Origin of the sequence: Marinimicrobium sp. LS-A18 (genome assembly GCF_000463525.1) — a bacterium.
GTDB classification, from domain to species: domain Bacteria; phylum Pseudomonadota; class Gammaproteobacteria; order Pseudomonadales; family Cellvibrionaceae; genus Marinimicrobium; species Marinimicrobium koreense.
Genome location: NZ_AWEP01000006.1, coordinates 87,000 through 102,830, shown reverse-complemented (window position 1 = coordinate 102,830; position 15,831 = coordinate 87,000). Strand labels below are relative to the sequence as shown.

At 59.5% G+C, this 15,831-nt stretch carries 16 protein-coding genes; 6 read left to right on the top strand and 10 right to left on the bottom strand.

The annotated features are described in order from the left end of the window. Positions 1 to 87 precede the first annotated feature (87 nt). The 4 genes from N645_RS0111855 to hemC are packed head-to-tail and all read right to left on the bottom strand — an operon-like array spanning position 88 to position 4,340. Positions 88 to 1,347 (bottom strand): heme biosynthesis HemY N-terminal domain-containing protein, encoded by a 1,260-nt coding sequence (locus N645_RS0111855; protein ID WP_024461731.1) that lies wholly within the window; start codon positions 1,345 to 1,347, stop codon positions 88 to 90. Beyond that, positions 1,344 to 2,561, bottom strand: a complete 1,218-nt coding sequence (locus tag N645_RS0111850; RefSeq protein ID WP_024461730.1) for a uroporphyrinogen-III C-methyltransferase — start codon at positions 2,559 to 2,561, stop codon at positions 1,344 to 1,346. The genes N645_RS0111855 and N645_RS0111850 overlap by 4 nt, the downstream gene beginning before the upstream one ends. Beyond that, positions 2,554 to 3,408, bottom strand: coding sequence for a uroporphyrinogen-III synthase (locus N645_RS0111845; protein WP_024461729.1), 855 nt, complete (start codon positions 3,406 to 3,408; stop codon positions 2,554 to 2,556). Before N645_RS0111845 ends, N645_RS0111850 begins: the two co-directional genes overlap by 8 nt. After that, a complete protein-coding gene (hemC, locus tag N645_RS0111840) occupies positions 3,405 to 4,340 on the bottom strand; it encodes a hydroxymethylbilane synthase (RefSeq protein WP_024461728.1) in 936 nt (311 codons plus the stop codon). The genes N645_RS0111845 and hemC overlap by 4 nt, the downstream gene beginning before the upstream one ends. 183 nt (positions 4,341 to 4,523) lie before the next feature. On the opposite strand from hemC, the gene N645_RS0111835 reads away from it, so the two are divergent. The 4 genes from N645_RS0111835 to N645_RS0111820 are packed head-to-tail and all read left to right on the top strand — an operon-like array spanning position 4,524 to position 7,005. Beyond that, positions 4,524 to 4,898 carry a hypothetical protein gene (locus N645_RS0111835; protein ID WP_024461727.1) on the top strand — a complete coding sequence of 125 codons (375 nt, stop codon included), beginning with the start codon at positions 4,524 to 4,526 and terminating at the stop codon, positions 4,896 to 4,898. Further along, positions 4,895 to 5,500 carry a zeta toxin family protein gene (locus N645_RS0111830; protein WP_051174457.1) on the top strand — a complete coding sequence of 202 codons (606 nt, stop codon included), beginning with the start codon at positions 4,895 to 4,897 and terminating at the stop codon, positions 5,498 to 5,500. Before N645_RS0111835 ends, N645_RS0111830 begins: the two co-directional genes overlap by 4 nt. A gap of 32 nt (positions 5,501 to 5,532) precedes the next feature. Then, positions 5,533 to 6,405 carry a hypothetical protein gene (locus N645_RS0111825; protein WP_024461725.1) on the top strand — a complete coding sequence of 291 codons (873 nt, stop codon included), beginning with the start codon at positions 5,533 to 5,535 and terminating at the stop codon, positions 6,403 to 6,405. Between the two features lie 39 nt (positions 6,406 to 6,444). Next, positions 6,445 to 7,005, top strand: a complete 561-nt coding sequence (locus tag N645_RS0111820; protein WP_024461724.1) for a hypothetical protein — start codon at positions 6,445 to 6,447, stop codon at positions 7,003 to 7,005. A 99-nt stretch (positions 7,006 to 7,104) separates the two neighbouring features. On the opposite strand, the gene N645_RS0111815 is transcribed toward N645_RS0111820, so the two are convergent. Both N645_RS0111815 and N645_RS0111810 read right to left on the bottom strand, forming a co-directional pair. Continuing rightward, on the bottom strand, positions 7,105 to 7,839 hold the full coding sequence (locus N645_RS0111815) for a LytTR family DNA-binding domain-containing protein (RefSeq protein WP_024461723.1): 735 nt from the start codon (positions 7,837 to 7,839) through the stop codon (positions 7,105 to 7,107). Positions 7,840 to 7,842: 3 nt separating this feature from the next. Then, positions 7,843 to 8,895, bottom strand: coding sequence for a sensor histidine kinase (locus N645_RS0111810; protein WP_036161311.1), 1,053 nt, complete (start codon positions 8,893 to 8,895; stop codon positions 7,843 to 7,845). A gap of 132 nt (positions 8,896 to 9,027) precedes the next feature. On the opposite strand from N645_RS0111810, the gene argH reads away from it, so the two are divergent. Together argH and N645_RS17825 are read left to right on the top strand one after the other, a co-directional pair. Beyond that, positions 9,028 to 10,437 carry an argininosuccinate lyase gene (gene argH / locus N645_RS0111805; protein WP_024461721.1) on the top strand — a complete coding sequence of 470 codons (1,410 nt, stop codon included), beginning with the start codon at positions 9,028 to 9,030 and terminating at the stop codon, positions 10,435 to 10,437. A gap of 139 nt (positions 10,438 to 10,576) precedes the next feature. Further along, a complete protein-coding gene (locus N645_RS17825; protein WP_081666094.1) occupies positions 10,577 to 11,083 on the top strand; it encodes a transposase in 507 nt (168 codons plus the stop codon). Positions 11,084 to 11,325: 242 nt separating this feature from the next. Here N645_RS17825 and N645_RS0111800 read toward each other — a convergent pair whose 3' ends face one another. From N645_RS0111800 to N645_RS0111785, 4 genes are read right to left on the bottom strand one after another with little or no spacing between them, the layout of a single operon-like run. Next, positions 11,326 to 12,402, bottom strand: coding sequence for an efflux RND transporter periplasmic adaptor subunit (locus N645_RS0111800; protein ID WP_024461720.1), 1,077 nt, complete (start codon positions 12,400 to 12,402; stop codon positions 11,326 to 11,328). Between the two features lie 33 nt (positions 12,403 to 12,435). Continuing rightward, complete coding sequence (locus N645_RS0111795) at positions 12,436 to 13,701, bottom strand: ABC transporter permease (RefSeq protein WP_024461719.1); 1,266 nt, start codon at positions 13,699 to 13,701, stop codon at positions 12,436 to 12,438. Between the two features lie 6 nt (positions 13,702 to 13,707). After that, a complete protein-coding gene (locus tag N645_RS0111790; RefSeq protein WP_024461718.1) occupies positions 13,708 to 14,943 on the bottom strand; it encodes an ABC transporter permease in 1,236 nt (411 codons plus the stop codon). Between the two features lie 15 nt (positions 14,944 to 14,958). Then, positions 14,959 to 15,657 (bottom strand): ABC transporter ATP-binding protein, encoded by a 699-nt coding sequence (locus N645_RS0111785; protein WP_024461717.1) that lies wholly within the window; start codon positions 15,655 to 15,657, stop codon positions 14,959 to 14,961. Positions 15,658 to 15,831 lie beyond the last annotated feature (174 nt).

The following is a 15,831-nucleotide window of genomic DNA, read 5'->3' as shown; positions in this document are numbered from 1 at the left end:
CAAACTCCTTTGAGCGGTGATAGGTTCCCTACTTCTCGATGTAAACCTATTATTATTCGATCTGGTCGCCGGCTATTATGCGCTTCCCTACGATGACTGCAAGTGTGGCTCGGGCTCTTTGGGCAGCGGCAGGTCCGGGAGCCGTTCGGTAGTCAACAGCAGCCCCTGCTGGTAGTACTCGGTGCTCTTTTTGTGCTCTCCCATATGGGCCAACAGACGAGCCAGCTCGGCACAGGTTTCCGGGTGCTTGTGCAGGGTCAGGCTGCTCTGAAAGTAATCCCGGGCCTTGCCCCACAGCTGATTGCGCAGGCTCAGGCGGCCGAGGGTGAGCATCAGCAGGGCATCGGCGGGGCGCTTTTTCAGCCAGCCTTCGGCGGTGATCAGCTGCTGCCCGGCATCGCTGGCCCGAATCAGGCCGTAGAGCCGAACCAGCTCTGGGGACCAGTGCTTCTCCAGGGTTTTGCGCACCAGGGCTTCTGCGTCGATGTGCAGGTCGTTGTCCACCAATTGCTGAGCGTACAGCAGCGCCACGTCGGGTTGTTTGCGCACCGCGCTGGGGATGTCTTTCCAGGTGCCCGCCAGGGCCTCGCGCGCCCGCTCCGGGCCCAGCCCACGAACCCGCTGCCCGGCCTGCTCGAGCAGGGCCCGGTGCAACTGGCTCGAGAGCGCCTCAAGCGCGGCTTCGTCCTGGTTGCCGTAAGCGCGGAGACTGGGCATCAACTGCTTGAGCGATTCCCAGTCGTGCAGGGCGATATACACCTGACGCAACAGGTCGAGTACCACGGGGTGTTGGGGGGCTTTGCGTTTGACCCGCTCCAGGGTGGCCAGACACTGCTCGTAGCGCCGGCTCATCAGCTGCATACGCGCCTGGGTCAGGGCGACCGCCAGCTCGCTGTTGGTGCTGCTCTGCTCGGCCTTGTGCAGCAACTCCAGGGCGGTGTGATTGTCGCCCTGCTCAAAGGCGCAGCGGGCCGCCGCCAGATAATTGATCAGCGGTGTTCCGGATTTGGGCGCCGCGCGCAGCAGTTTGCGCTGGGCCTGTTTCCAGTTCCCCTCGATGAAGCTGACCAGGCCGCTGGCGGTGCGCCGTTGGGCCCGGGCGCTGGTGCCGGAGAACAGCCGTTCGGTGACGGCCTGCCCCGCCCTGATGCTGCCCCGGAACAGCCGCAATACCAGCCAGATCAATCCCAGCCCTCCGAGCAGCAACATCAACGCCAGCCAGAAGCTCATTTCCACGCTGGTGTTGCCCAGCGCGATCAGAACATAGCCGCTGTCGGCCTGAATGGCGCTCAGCGTCAGCGCGCCGAGCAACATCGCGACAATCAGAATCAGCAGCGTCCGTTTCATGAGTCGGACTCCTCACCCGGCGCGCGCTGAAAGTCCGGGGACAGCCGGTGCTGTTGCTCGATGTGTACCTCAAGCAGCTTCAGGGCGTCATTGAGGTCCGGCAGCTCGGGAGCGATCTCGACGGCGGCCAGCTCGCGCAGGCTGGTCAGGGCCGATTCGGTCTGGGGATTGAGGGCGTAGTGTTGTTCGAGCCAGTCGGCCGCGCGGGTGAGGCTGGACTGATAGAGCTCGGTCTGCTCACGCAACAGCGCCGCCTGGGCCTGCTCCAACATCAACTGCAGTTGCTGGCGCAGAATGAATTGTTCGCGCGGGTCGGCCAGGGCGGCAATGGGCTGATCGTGATGGCGAATCCGGATATGGCCACTGATGCGTTCGACCAGGCGAGCGAAACTCTGCTTGATGGTCGCCCAGGCTCCGGTGTTGGCTTCAGCCGACGCCTCATCGGGGGCGTTGTTTTCGGGTGCGCTGCGCATGGGTTCCACCAGCGGCAGGGTCGGCACCTGTTCGTTCAGGGCCAATAACCGCAGGTACAGACCCTCCCGATCCACCTGATCGGCGAGCTTCAGGGCCTGGATGTCCCGCGCCAGGGCCCGGCGGATCGGCAGCAGGTCCGCATCGCCCAGATCGCGCAGAATGGCGTCGGTGGTTTCCGCCAGGGCCAGGGCATTGCGGCTGTCCCGTTCCAGCACCAGGCGCTGGTTGGCCAGGCGCAACAGGTACTCGGCCTCGGCCAGCTTCCAGTCCTCCCGGTCGGTACTGGCGATGGCGCTCAGGCGGCGGTCCACCCGGTTCACACGCTGCTCCATCTGGCTGATGATCTCGGCCTGGTCACGCTGGGCGCTTTGTACATCGGCTCGCAAATCGCTGCTGAGCTGACCGGGCAATTGGTCGAGGGTGCGGTCCTGCTGACGGAGGGTCTGGGATTGCTCGGCCAGGCGATGCTGCAGCGCTGTCACCTGCTCACGCTGCTGCTCCAGATCCTGCCAGACCCACCAGACGCCGTATCCAGCGGCCAGTGGGAGGCCGACGCAGATCAACACCAGCAACAGCCAGCCCCATCGGCGCGCACGGCCGCTTTTGTTGGCCGGTGTTTTCTTGCTGGGGCGTTTGGGGGTGCCCTTGTCCGCCCCGTCACTGGTGGTGTCCGCCGGTGTCTTGTCGGCGGGGGGCGTGGATTCCGGGGTGGTGTCGTTGGTCTGGTCGTTATCAGTCACAGTCGTGGGTTCCGTCTGTCTGCAAAAGGGTCGGGTCGATGGCGGCGCGTTCAAGGGCGGCCAGCATACCCGGGTCGGTGGCGTTTTCGGCGGTCAGCACGCGGGTATAGCCCAGTGCGCGCGCCTGCTGGGCGACCCGTTCCCCGGGCACCAGCAGTGTCCCTCGGGCCAGGCGCCGAGCCTGGGCGGAAGGCAGTGCCCGGCTGACCTGATGAAAGTTTTCCAGGGTCTCACCACTGTGTAAGGCCACCACCAGGGGTGTTTCGTTCAGTTCCGTCAGCGCCTGGGTCAGCTGTGTGGCGGCGTCATCCGGGCACTGGCGTTGGTACAACTCACAGTAATCCACCCGGGCACCGCGCTCACGCAGAGTTTCGGCCAGCACGCCCCGGCCGCCTACGCCGCGGAAGATCACAATGCGCTCGCCCGCCACGGATTGCAATTCGGGGGCCGCCAGCAGGGCCTCACTGTTCATGGCGCCGTCCGACTGCCAGGCGGTCACCGGTACGCCATAGGCTTCCAGCGCCCTGCCGGTGCGTTCGCCGACCCCGTAATACTCGATCCGGATGGGCAACTGCGGCCAGTAATCCTCCAGCCATTCAAACGCATAGGCGACGGCGTTCTGGCTGACGAAAATCGCTTTCTGGTAGAGGTCGAAATCCAGTATGCACTGTTTGATCGCCTGCTTCGCCTCGGGCGTCGAGACCGGGCTCAGCGTCAGCAGGGGGGCGACCACCGCGTGAGCGCCCAGCGCCCTGAGTGTGTCCGCCCAGGCCTCGGCCTGGGCTTCGGGCCGGGTGACCAGCACCTGCAGGCCGGTCAGCGTGTCCGCTCCGGCGCTCCGGGTCACTTCAGCTCCCGTCCGTACACGTCCGCCAGAATCCGGTCGGCGCCCGCCGCCAGCAGCCGCTCGGCCAGCGCAATGCCCATCGCCTCACCCTCGGCGACCGGGCCACGAATCTCATCGTAGAGCATTTCCGTGCCGTCCGGTGAGCCCACGAGACCGCGCAACCACAGCCCTTCCTCACTGGGTATAGCATAGCAGGCAATGGGCACCTGGCAGCCGCCCTCCAGACGTCGGTTCATGGCCCGCTCCGCCAGTACCAGTTCGGCAGTGGGCTCATGATGCAACGGTGCAATCAGCTCAATGGTGCGCTGATCGTCGCTGCGGCACTCAATGCCCACCGCGCCCTGCCCGCCTGCAGGCAGGGATTCTTCAGGGGCGATGCGGCTGCGAATCCGCTTCTCCAGCTCCAGACGCACCAGGCCAGCGGTGGCCAGGACAATGGCGTCGTACTCGCCGTCGTCGAGCTTGCGCAGGCGGGTCTGCACGTTGCCGCGAAGAAACTTGACCTCCAGGTCCGGCCGGGCGGCCAGAATCTGGCACTGCCGGCGCAGGCTGGAGGTGCCCACCACGGTGCCGCCGGGCATATCACTGAGCTGGTCGTAACGGTTGGAGACAAAGGCATCGCGCGGATCCTCCCGCGGGCAGATGACCGGCAGGCCGAGCCCCTCCGGGAACTCCATGGGCACATCCTTCATGGAGTGCACCGCGATATCCGCCTCGCCACTGGTAATCGCGTGCTCCAGCTCTTTAACAAACAGCCCTTTGCCGCCCACTTTGGCCAGGGGCACATCCAGAATCTTGTCGCCCCGGCTGACCAGGGGCACCAGCTCCACGGTCAGCCCCGGGTGGTGGCGTTCCAGCTCGGCCTTGACGTATTCGGCCTGCCAGAGTGCGAGCAGGGATTTGCGGGTGGCGATGCGTAGGGTCTCGGACATAATTCATCCCGTTGCGAGTGCGTGTCAGTGCGGGATGATACCAGACCAGGGGGGATGCAAAGGCGAAAGGATAGCCTCTCCTGAACAGGGGCTGATGTGGTGTAGCAATTTGCTCATTATAGTGCGTAGCGCTACAATAGAGGCTCCTTTAATTATGCTCGAACGAGGCTTGTGAGGTTTTCGATGGCTCAGCAAAAACCCATTCGGTTGAACCCGGAGTTGATGCGCAAAGCGGAGCAGGAGGCAGCGTTGGAGCATCGTTCTGTACCTCGTCAAATTGAGTACTGGGCGTCACTCGGACAACTTATCTCCCGCATGATGACGTCGGATCAGCGTTTGGCCCTGATGCAGGGCTTGGTCACCCTGAGATTGGAAGAGAGCCAGCCCAAGGACCTGTCAATGGACAGCATTCTGGAAGAGCTTGAATCAGACCGACAGTCCGGCCGCTTGCCTGGCCGGGTCAGTGAGGCACCGGTGCGCTACGGCGTTGATCCGGACGATCCCTCCAAGCTGGTCGCTTACAGTGCGGAGGGCAAGCGGGTCGTGTCCGGCTTATGACCACCTCACTATCGGACAGTACGCCCCGACCAACGGTCATTCTGCTGGTCGGTGGTAACGGCGCCGGTAAGTCCACGTTCTATCAGAAGTACCTGGCACACCGTCAGATTCCCTTTCTCAATGCCGATGTCCTGGCGCGTGAACTCTGGCCTGATGATCCGGAAGTGCATAGTTACGAGGCGATGCGATTGGTCGAGCGCAGCCGCCACTTGGCACTGGCGCAAAAGCGGTCGTTTTGCTTTGAAACCGTGTTTTCACACCCCTCTAAACTCGACTTTATCCGTGAGGCAAAACGCGCCGGATATGCCGTCGAAATCTACGCAATTCACCTGGTTTCTCCCGAACTGAATCGGATGCGCATCGAGCAGCGAGTTCACGAAGGTGGTCATTCGGTGCCAGCGGAAAAGATAGCCCCTAGAATTGAGCGTTCGTTGCAACAGTTGGTAAACGTCATTCCTATCGTGGATCAAACACTACTAATCGATAACAGCTATGCCGACAATCCGTTTCGTGTTCAGGCGCGCTTTCGAAGCGGAATTCTAATTAGCTCATCTGCTGCCCCTGAACCTTGGGTCAAGTGGGTGTCTGATGAGCTACAGTAGTACATAATAATTCCCTAACTCAAGGAGATGTAATGCGCAAACTGCTATGGTCTTTCATATTGATATTCACCGGTTTAGCAGCCTGGTACTTCTGGTACCCCTCGGTCATGTCTGATAGGGATCAGACAGTAATTTCAAATCAAAATGACCACAAAGATACCCAAGCAAGCCGGGCTCAACTACATGACCAGATCGAGGACGAAGACGAATCTGTTGCCAGCGAGCTGGAAGAGCCAGCAGAATCCTCTGCCGAGAACGATATGCGAGGCCGTCTCGCAAACCTATCTGACTCTGCCACAATGAATGAAATTGTAGAAGCCATAGGAGTTTCTCAAAAAGAGATAATAGAGGCACGAGCTTGGTCGCAGGAGAGAGGCCTCAGTCCAGAGTCTTCCGGTTACAAACACTATGACAACAAAACGTTGCAGGCGATGGCTGAAAACGGTGATATGTATGCGCAGCAGAAACTGGGTGAGCGACTGATTGATCAGCGTGAATTTGATCAAGCAGAAAGATTGTTGCGTAAGGCTGCCATTAATGGCTCTGTGTACGCATTGGATCTTCTGGCCTACAATGCGACTAATCGTATGATAGATACAAAAGACGATAACCGCGCCAGGAAACACTTGCAGGAAGCACTGGCATGGACCGATCTGGCCACTCGGCGCGGCTTAAATCGAGTGCGTTTAGGTGGATATTTTCGTGAAGCCAGTATCCAGCGCCATATGGAGCGATTGGAGCTTGATCTTACCGATGAAGACCGAGAAAAATTTCCCAACAATCTGAAGAGTGGTACCAATCTATGGAGCTACAGCGTAGGGATCTGGGAATGGATGATTTTGACAATACAATACCGTCACTTTTTACCAAGATGCAGCGGGCAAAGTCGATTATGGAAGATCTAAAAAATAACAATTGATTGATGCTTGTAAACGGAAGTCGCTATGAGTTCATTTGACATTAGAGATATATACATCACGTCTACGATTATTACTGTTTGGGTTCTACCGCTATTAGGGATCGCCTTAGATAAAACGGTATCTCGCTCGGAAAAGCAGTGGTGGTTGATAGCGGCCCTATTGGTTTCCTGGGTTGCGTGGTTCGTTCTTGCAGTTGTTCGATCGAACCGACGTGTTACGGAAGTTGGATCGACACCAAGGAGTGATAGTGGTTTTTTTGATCTCCTCATAGTGATTTTCAGAAAGCTCTCACTGTTTGCATTCCGTTACAAGTGGCTGATAACTCTAATTTTTATTTATGGTGGTTCTGTTTTCGTGGCGCCAATCAGTTCGCCATTGCTTAAGATTATTGGCGCCAGTTTGTTCACGATAGCAGCGCTGTTTCTGTTGATCCTGATCAACCGTGCAACCATTCAACCCGTGATTGACACAGGATCAGGACGTTACGTCGGTATTCTGTTCACGCTGTTGGTAGGGCTTCTGATTTTTACCGCAATTCACACAGTGTTAAGTGCGCTTGCCGTTGTAGCTTACTGGGTCATGTGATAGTGATTTGGCGGTGGTGATTCCATAAGGCGTAGTAATAATAGTAGCTTCTTATTGTTGGCGCGCCCGGTGAAGGCTTTGCGTTCAGAACGAGGCGCCTCATATCTTCTGTAGTAACTCCTTCAGCGCACTGGCATGTCGCCGGCTCACCGGCGGCCGGTGGTCGGTATCCGCCAGACGCACCTGATAATGTCCCTCATTGTCCCGCTCCATGGCCTGGATGTGATTGACCGACACCAGCACGCTGCGGTGGGTGCGCAGAAAGCGATCGCCGAAAGCCTCTTCCAGCTCTTTCAAGGTGTCGTCCAGCAGGTGTTCGCCCCTGTCGTGATAGACGGTGACGTACTTCTGGTCGGCCATAAAATAGCGCACGCTATCGAGCGGAATCAGCTCGACGCCGCGGGGTGTTTTGGCGCTGATATGACTGCGTTCTTTACCTGCCGGGTGACGGCCCTGCTGGGCCCGCCTCTGGAGCTTGTTGGGCGTGCGGGCTTTTTCCAGTACTTCCAGTAGCTGTTCGGCGCGCACGGGTTTAAGCAGATAGCCCACGGCCTGGGTTCCGAAGGCATCCAGGGCATACTCGTCGAAGGCGGTGCAGAAGATGACCGCCGGTGGGTCCTCGAGCTCGCCGATCCGGTGGGCGGCGGTGACGCCGTCGTCACCCGGCATGCGGACATCCAGCAGGACCACATCCGGGTCGTGGTGGGCAATGGCGGTCAAAGCCGAGGCGCTGTCGCCGGCCTGGGCCACCACGGAATAGCCGTCCAACTGGTCGACCATGCGAGCCAGTCGCTCGCGGGCCAGAGGTTCATCGTCGACAATCAGGACATCCATGGGTCACTCCGTCGGGTAAGTGATGATCAGGGTAAACCTACCGCCTTCGCGGCGCTCGGACAAGCGCGCCGCCGGTCCAAAGTGCGCCTGCAGGCGGTGGCGGACATTATCCAGGGCCATGCGGTTGGTCTGTCGGGCCTGCTCCGGGTGGCGGTCGGCGGGCAGCGGGTTATCGATGCGGATCGCCACCTGGTTGCCGGAGCGGGCGATCTGGATCTGGATGTCGCCCCCCTCCGGGCGCGGCTCGATGCCGTGGAAAACGGCGTTTTCCAATAGCGGTTGTAGCAACAGGGCGGGAATGGGCGTGCTCTCTGGCAGCTCGTCCAAGTGCCAATCCACCCGCAACCGGTCTCCCAGGCGCAGTTGCTCCATGGCCAGATAGCCCCGGCACAGCGCCAACTCCCGCTTCAGGGGGATCAGGGCCGGTTCGGCCAGGCTGGCGCGAAACAGCCCGGCCAGATCCTCTACCGCCCGTTCGGCCCGGTCCGGCGCCGTGGCAATCAGACTGGCGATGCTGTTGAGGCTGTTGAACAGAAAATGAGGGCGAATGCGCGATTGCAGGGCCTGAATCCGGGCGCTCAGCTCGGCCTGCTGTTGGTTCCGCAGCTGCTGCTGCAGATACAGGTAACGCAAGCCGATGCCCGCCAGAATGGCGGCGGCCAGCAGATTCTCCGCCAGTTGCCAGCCGTCGAGCCGAAGCTCGGCGCCCAGAAAGGCCTGCAAGAGCCACTGCCCGAGCAGGGAGAAAATGACCGTCACGGCCAACACCAGCCCGTAGCTGAGAGCGCCGGCCCGCACCGGGGAGCAGCGGTTCAGGCGCGGCTGCAGGCGGCACAGCAGAACGGCGCTGACCAGCACGATCCACTGCACCAGAAACGAGTACAGGGCGATGGAATCCCAACTGAGCTGGGCCAAGCCCCGGTTGATCATGGCCAGCAACACCGCCAGCAGCTCCGCCACCAACACCAGCAGCAGCACCGCCTGGGGTGCACACAGGTTGGGCAGGAAGCTTGTGCTCTCGCCGGGGGCGGGTCTGGCTGTTGGGTGATCCGTCAAAGTAGGCCTCGATTACGTTATACTGTGCGCCTTTCGTGCCGCTATCCTACGCGTTTTGCGCACCCTGAGGCGATTTACGCGCCCGATTTGTGAACCAATTATTATCTACGTCCAATTACAGCGAGTGTCTTCATGAGCCAGAGTGATCAAAACACCGAGTCGACCAACCAGTCCTGGGGCGGTCGCTTCTCCGAGCCCACCGATGCCTTTGTGGAGCGTTTTACCGCCTCCGTCGGTTTTGATTATCGCCTCTACGCTCAGGACATCAAGGGCTCCATCGCCCATGCCACCATGCTCGCCAAGGTCGGGGTGCTGACCGAAGCCGAGCGGGACCTGATTATTAAAGGCCTCGAAGGTGTACGCGCCGATATCGAAGCGGGGAAATTTGAGTGGTCCGTGAGCCTGGAAGATGTGCATATGAACATCGAGGCGGCCCTGACCAAGCGCATTGGCATTGCCGGCAAAAAGCTGCACACCGGCCGCTCGCGCAACGATCAGGTGGCCACCGACATTCGTCTCTACCTGCGCGATGCCATCGATGTCATCAGTGGCGAGCTGAGCCGTCTGCAGACCGGCCTGCTGGATCTGGCCGAGCGCGAAGCCGACACCATCATGCCCGGCTTCACCCACCTGCAGACCGCCCAGCCGGTCACTTTTGGCCATCACCTGCTGGCCTGGTTCGAAATGCTCCAGCGCGATCACGGCCGTCTGCGCGACTGCCGGGCCCGCCTGAACCAGTCGCCCCTGGGCGCCGCCGCGCTGGCCGGTACCACCTACCCCATCGACCGGGCCATGACCGCCGAGCTGCTGGGTTTTGACAAGCCCACGGAAAACTCCCTGGACTCGGTCAGCGACCGGGACTTCGCCATTGAGTTCTGCAGTTTCGCCAGCATCCTGATGACCCACCTGTCCCGCGCCAGTGAAGAGCTGGTGTTGTGGACCTCGGCCCAGTTCGGTTTTATCGATCTGCCCGATCGCTTCTGCACCGGCTCTTCCATCATGCCGCAGAAGAAAAACCCCGACGTACCCGAACTGGTGCGCGGTAAAACCGGCCGGGTGAATGGTCATCTGATCAGCCTGTTGACGTTGATGAAGTCTCAGCCCCTGGCCTACAACAAGGACAACCAGGAAGACAAAGAACCGCTGTTCGACGCCGTCGACACCGTCCGCGATTGCCTGCGTGCGTTCGCCGATATGATTCCGGCCATCGAGTCGCGTAAAGACAATATGTATGAGGCGGCCAAGCGCGGTTTCTCCACCGCCACCGACCTGGCGGACTACCTGGTGCGCAAGGGTACTCCGTTCCGTGACGCGCACGAAGTGGTGGGCAAGTCCGTGGCCTACGGCCTGAAAACCGGCAAGGATCTGTCGGAAATGACGCTGGAAGAACTGCAGCAGTTCTCCGATACCATCGAGCAGGACGTGTTTGACGTGCTGACTCTGGAAGGCTCCGTGGCGGCCCGCAACCACATCGGCGGCACCGCCCCGGATCAGGTGCGCGCCGCGGTCCAGCGAGCGCGAACCACCCTCCTGCAAAAGTGATGGAGCACTTTGTCGGGTTACGCTTCGCTAACCCGACCTACTCGAACCCGAAGATTCCACGGCACGCTTCCGTAGGTCGGGTTAGCGAAGCGTAACCCGAAGCAACCACCAACACCAACTCGTAAACCACGGAGGGTTTATGCAATACCGACGTTATTATCACCCCGGCGCTGCCTATTTCTTCACCGTCGTTACCGCAAGACGACGCCCTCTATTTGATCATCCCAGTGTTGTTGGCCTACTCAGACAGCGTGTTCGACAGGTCAAAATCCAATACCCGTTTGTTCTCGACTCAATGGTCGTACTACCGGATCATCTACACTGTATCTGGGTTCTACCTGAGAATGACAGTGATTTTTCAATCCGTTGGCGTCTGATAAAGTCGGGACTAAGTCGAACACTTCGGGAGACCTTTGGTTTGAAGGGACCGTTCTGGCAGCCACGTTTTTGGGAGCACTTTCTGAGAGACGAACGGGATTGGCAGAGGCATAGAGATTACATACATTTTAATCCGGTTAAACATGGATTGGTGAGGCGGGTGCGGGACTGGCCGCATTCAAGTTTCCATCGGTTTGTAGAGCGAGGGGAATATCCTGAAGACTGGGGCGGCGTTGTGCCGGATTTTAGGGGAGTGGGAAAGGAGTGAGTTTTGGGTGGGACGTTGTACAATGACGCTTTTGGCGTTTTTAGCTACTAACGCCGTTGCTGTCTCCGTGCGCTGTCGGGTTACGCTTCGCTAACCCGACCTACTCCAACCCGAAGATTCCACGGCACGTTCCAGTAGGTCGGGTTAGCCGAAGGCGTAACCCGACAAATATCAGCCCGCGCCACCGTTCCCATAGGTCGGGTTAGCGAAGCGTAACCCGACAGTCGCTGCCTTTCCGTGGATCAGGACTGTTTCTTGATCTTCTCGTCCTGAGTCAAACCTTCAACGACCTCAATGTGGATGCCGTTGGATAACCCCACCTCGACGGGGCGTTTTTCGAACACCTGATCGGCGGTTTCGACTTCGACAAAATACTCATCGCCCTCAATGATCAGGTTGCCTTCATTGATGGCCAACACGTCTTTGCGTTCGGCCAGAACAATATCCGCATTGGCACTGTAATTGGCCCGTAGAAACACCTGGTCTTCCAGGGTCACGGCGGCGCGGATTTCGAATTTGATGGTGCCCTGATCTTCTTCGCCTTTGGGAGCAATGTGCTCCAGGGTCGCATCGAAGGTCTCGTCCTGTAGCGCGCCCACATGCAGAATCAGTGACATGCCCTCTTCGATTTTACCGACTTCCGCTTCGTCCACCTTGCCCTCGAAAATCATATCGCTCATGTCGGCCATCACGGCGACCGGTGTACCCGCTCCGTAGGTGCTGGATTCAACGATAAACGCACCTTCCTTATTGGGAATATCCAGGATCATGCCATCGACCGGTGCGCGGATCACGTTGGACACCAGATCGGAATCGCTGGTGGCGCCCTCGCTGATCAGCAGCAGGTGATTTTCTGCCGAGCGAACCGCTTCGCGCTTGAGCTCGTAGTCCAACTGGAACCGGCTGAATTCCGAGGCGGGAATCAGCCCGCTTTCAAACAACTTGCTCTGTCGGTCCAACTCCTCTTCAGCGTTGGCCAGGCTGATCCGTGCGGAGTCGAGTTGGGACTCGGCGTTGTTCAGCATCACCATACTGGGAGCCAGGGTGATGCGCGAAATCAGGTCGCCCTTGCGGACCGTCTGTCCGGCGGTGACATACACGGTGTCCACCACGCCGGACACCTGGGAGGTCACGTTGACCTCCTTGCGGGGAACCACCCGGCCGGTGGCCACGGTTTTCTGGACAATGTCCATGATCGCAGGCGCGTCCGTTTCGTAGGTCACCGGTTTGGCCTGGGATTTGTTGTACAGAAATACCGCCGTGCTGATAAAGATCAGTGCGATAAACCCGAGCAGAAGAACTGTGAATACCTTTTTCATGGTAACGATCTCGTAGTGAAGCAAACGTGAAAATTATTCGTCCTGAAGGGCCGCGATCGGATTGACGCTGGCCGCTTTGGCGGCGGGTAGCAACGCCGCAATGACCCCGGAAACAATCAACACGGCCAAGGCCATCAGCGCTGTGGTGAAATCCACTTCCGGGTTGCTGAACATGCCGGCCCGGCCGCCGCTGGCCGCGAGCAGGGCATTGACGCCCTCCAGCAGCAGGACGCCCGCCACCAGACCGGTGTAGCCGGCCACGGCGGTAATGAAGATGGACTCCTGCACGATCATGGCCACGATGGACGTAGGTGTTGCGCCCAGCGCCTTGCGCAACCCGATTTCTCGGGTGCGCTCCCGAACCACGATCAACATGATGTTGCCCACACCCAGAGCGCCGGCCATGATGGTGCCGATGGCCACAAACCAACTGAATACCTGAATGCCGGTGAACAGCCCGTTGATCTTGTCGAACTCGGTCTGCAGGTTGAAGCTGCCCAACACGCCGACATCATCGGGCGCCACCTGCTTGCGTTCGTGCAAAAATGATTTGACCTGCTGCTCGACGTCGGCGGCGTGAACGCCCGGCTTGGGGATTACCACCATGCTGCCGATCCAGGCGGTCTGGTTGAAGGTCTGGCGCAGCGTATCGTTGGGCATGTAGATGCGTTCTTCCTCACTGCTGTCGGGCTCGGTCGAGGTACTGGCGTACACGCCCACTACCTGAAAGCTGATGCCATCGATGGTCAGATACTGTCCGACGGCCGCCTCGCCCGGCGCGAATAGCTGGTCCTTAACCCGTTGGCCGATGATCACCACTTTGCGCCGTTCCCGGTCGTCGAGCGTGTTCAGATAGCGCCCTTCCACAACCCGCTGCCGATAGATTCCGGCCATTCCGGCCATGGCGCCCTGCACAGAAAAACTGCCACTGTTCTGTTCGTACACGGTGTAGGCTGGTGAACCGCCCCAGATGCCCACACTGTTCTGGGGGTAGAGACGATCGACGGTGGGAATATTGTCGCGAATCGCCGGAAGATCATCGGGTCGCAGTATGATCTGGCGGCCAATGGGCATGCCTTGGTAGGGTACTTGGGTGCGTCCCTGAGACCAGATCCACACCGCATTGGGTACGCCGCGAAAACCTTCCATCACGCCGTTCTCGAGTCCCTTGCCCGCGCCGAGCAGCACGGTCAGCATAAAAATGCCCCAGAACACCCCGAAGGCGGTGAGCCCGGTGCGCAGTTTGTGCTGGCGCAGGGTGATGAAAATTTCCTGCCACTTTTGGGTATCAATAATCACTGGTGGCTACTCCGCGCGCATGGCTTCAATGGGCATGATCCGGGCCGCTTTCAGCGCCGGCACCAGACCCGCCAGGGCACCCACAATCACCAGCAATACGATGGCGGTGATCGCCGCCTGGAAGTTGACTTCCGGGTTCTGAAAGAACGGCAGGTTGGCACCCACCGAGCGCAGACCGAAGGCCATCAGTTCGATCAGCCCCACGCCCAAGACCAGCCCGGCATAGCCGGCGATACTGGTGACCAGAATGGATTCCAGCAGCAGCGTCTTCACAATGTTGAACGGCGTTGCGCCCAGGGCTTTGCGAATGCCGATTTCCCGGGTGCGCTCTTTTACCGTAATGATCATGATGTTGCTCACACCCACAATACCGGCGGTGAGCGTGCCCAAGCCGACAAACCAGATGAAGGCATTGATCGCCAGGAAAAGCCCGTTGACCATTTTCGCGGGGCCGGCCATGTTGAAGGACTGGATTGCCCGGCGATCCTCCTCCGCCACCTGATGACGCTGCTTCAGCAGCTCAATCACCTGTTGTTCCACCTGAACTCCGTCGTAGCCGGGTGCCGGCCGAAGCCACAGGGTCTGAATGTTGTCGCCGCCCCCGAAGACGGTGCGATAGGTGGTATCGGCGATGTAGATGCGCTCTGAATCCTGGCCGCGGTTGTTCCGGTCGTAGAACACACCCACCACCGTCAGGACCACGTTGTTGACCGTGACTTCCTGGCCGACCGGGTCCGTTCCGGGGCCAAACAATCGTTCGACCACGGTGCGCCCGAGCAGACAGGATTTACGCAGCTGGGCCTGGTCCAGACGGTTCAGTTCGCGTCCGAAGTCGAACGGCTCCACGCCTTTGATGCGGAAAAAGTCATCGGGAATACCGTGCAGGGAAAAACTGCCGGTTTTGTTGCCCGCGCGAATGCTGGCGTTATTGATGCGGTTCTCCGACGCGATAAACCCGACGCCGGGAACCTGCCGTTTGATGGCCGACAGATCAGCGGTGGTGAGCTGAATGCGCCGACCCACCGACATGCCCTGATGGGCCACCGAGGTTGCCCCGGACCAGATCACCACAAAATCGCGCACGTCGGTGCCGAAGCTGTCGTACACGCCGTTCTGCATGCCCCGGCCGGCGCCGAGTAGCAGAATCAGCATGAAAATACCCCAGAACACGCCGAAGGCGGTGAGCGCGGTGCGCAGTTTGTTCTGGCGCAGGGTGTAGAGAATTTCCTGTAATCCGTCCATGTCTGGCCTCGGCGCTCAGGCGTGTTCGAGGGCCGATCTGTGCAGGTCGGCGGCGGAAATAATCTGGCCGTCTTTGAGCACAATCTGCCGCTCGGTCTGGTTGGCGACATCCTGTTCATGGGTGACGATCACGATGGTGTTGCCCAGACTGTGCACTTCCTTGATCAGCGCCATGATGTCCTCGGTCGTCTTACTGTCCAGGGCGCCGGTGGGCTCATCGGCGAGAATGACTTTGGGCTGGGTCACCAACGCCCGGGCAATGGCCACGCGCTGCTTCTGGCCGCCGGAGAGTTCGTTGGGCATGTGCAGGGCGCGATCACTCAGCCCCACCATCTCCAGGTAGCGGGCGGCGGTCCGGTTGCGCTCCTTGCGCCCGACGTTCTGGTAGTACAGTGGCAGGGCCACATTCTCCAGGGCGTTTTTGAAGGGCAACAGATTGAATGACTGAAAAATGAAGCCGAGCAACTGGTTGCGCATTTGCGCGGCGGTTTTCTGTTTCAGGTGGCGAATTTCCCGCCCGGCGAGAAAGTAGTCGCCCTCATCGTGGGTATCGAGAATCCCCAGAATATTCAGCAGGGTGGATTTGCCCGAGCCCGAGGAGCCCATAATCGACACCAGCTCGCCCTCGCGAATGTGCAGGTTAATGCCCTTGAGCACATGCAGGCGCTGGTCGCCGGTGGCGTAGTATTTATGAATATTATCGAGTTTGATCATGACGCTGTCCGCAAATTGGCTTCCTGGCTTGATAGCCCAGACTGAGACCGTGTGGCCGACCGCTACGGAAAGCCGGCGGTTGGCACACCCGTTGTGCTCTGGGTTGGGACGCGAGCGGCAACAGGTTTGGATTCACAGTGGGCTGATTATTATCATCCGGTCGGCACGACTATA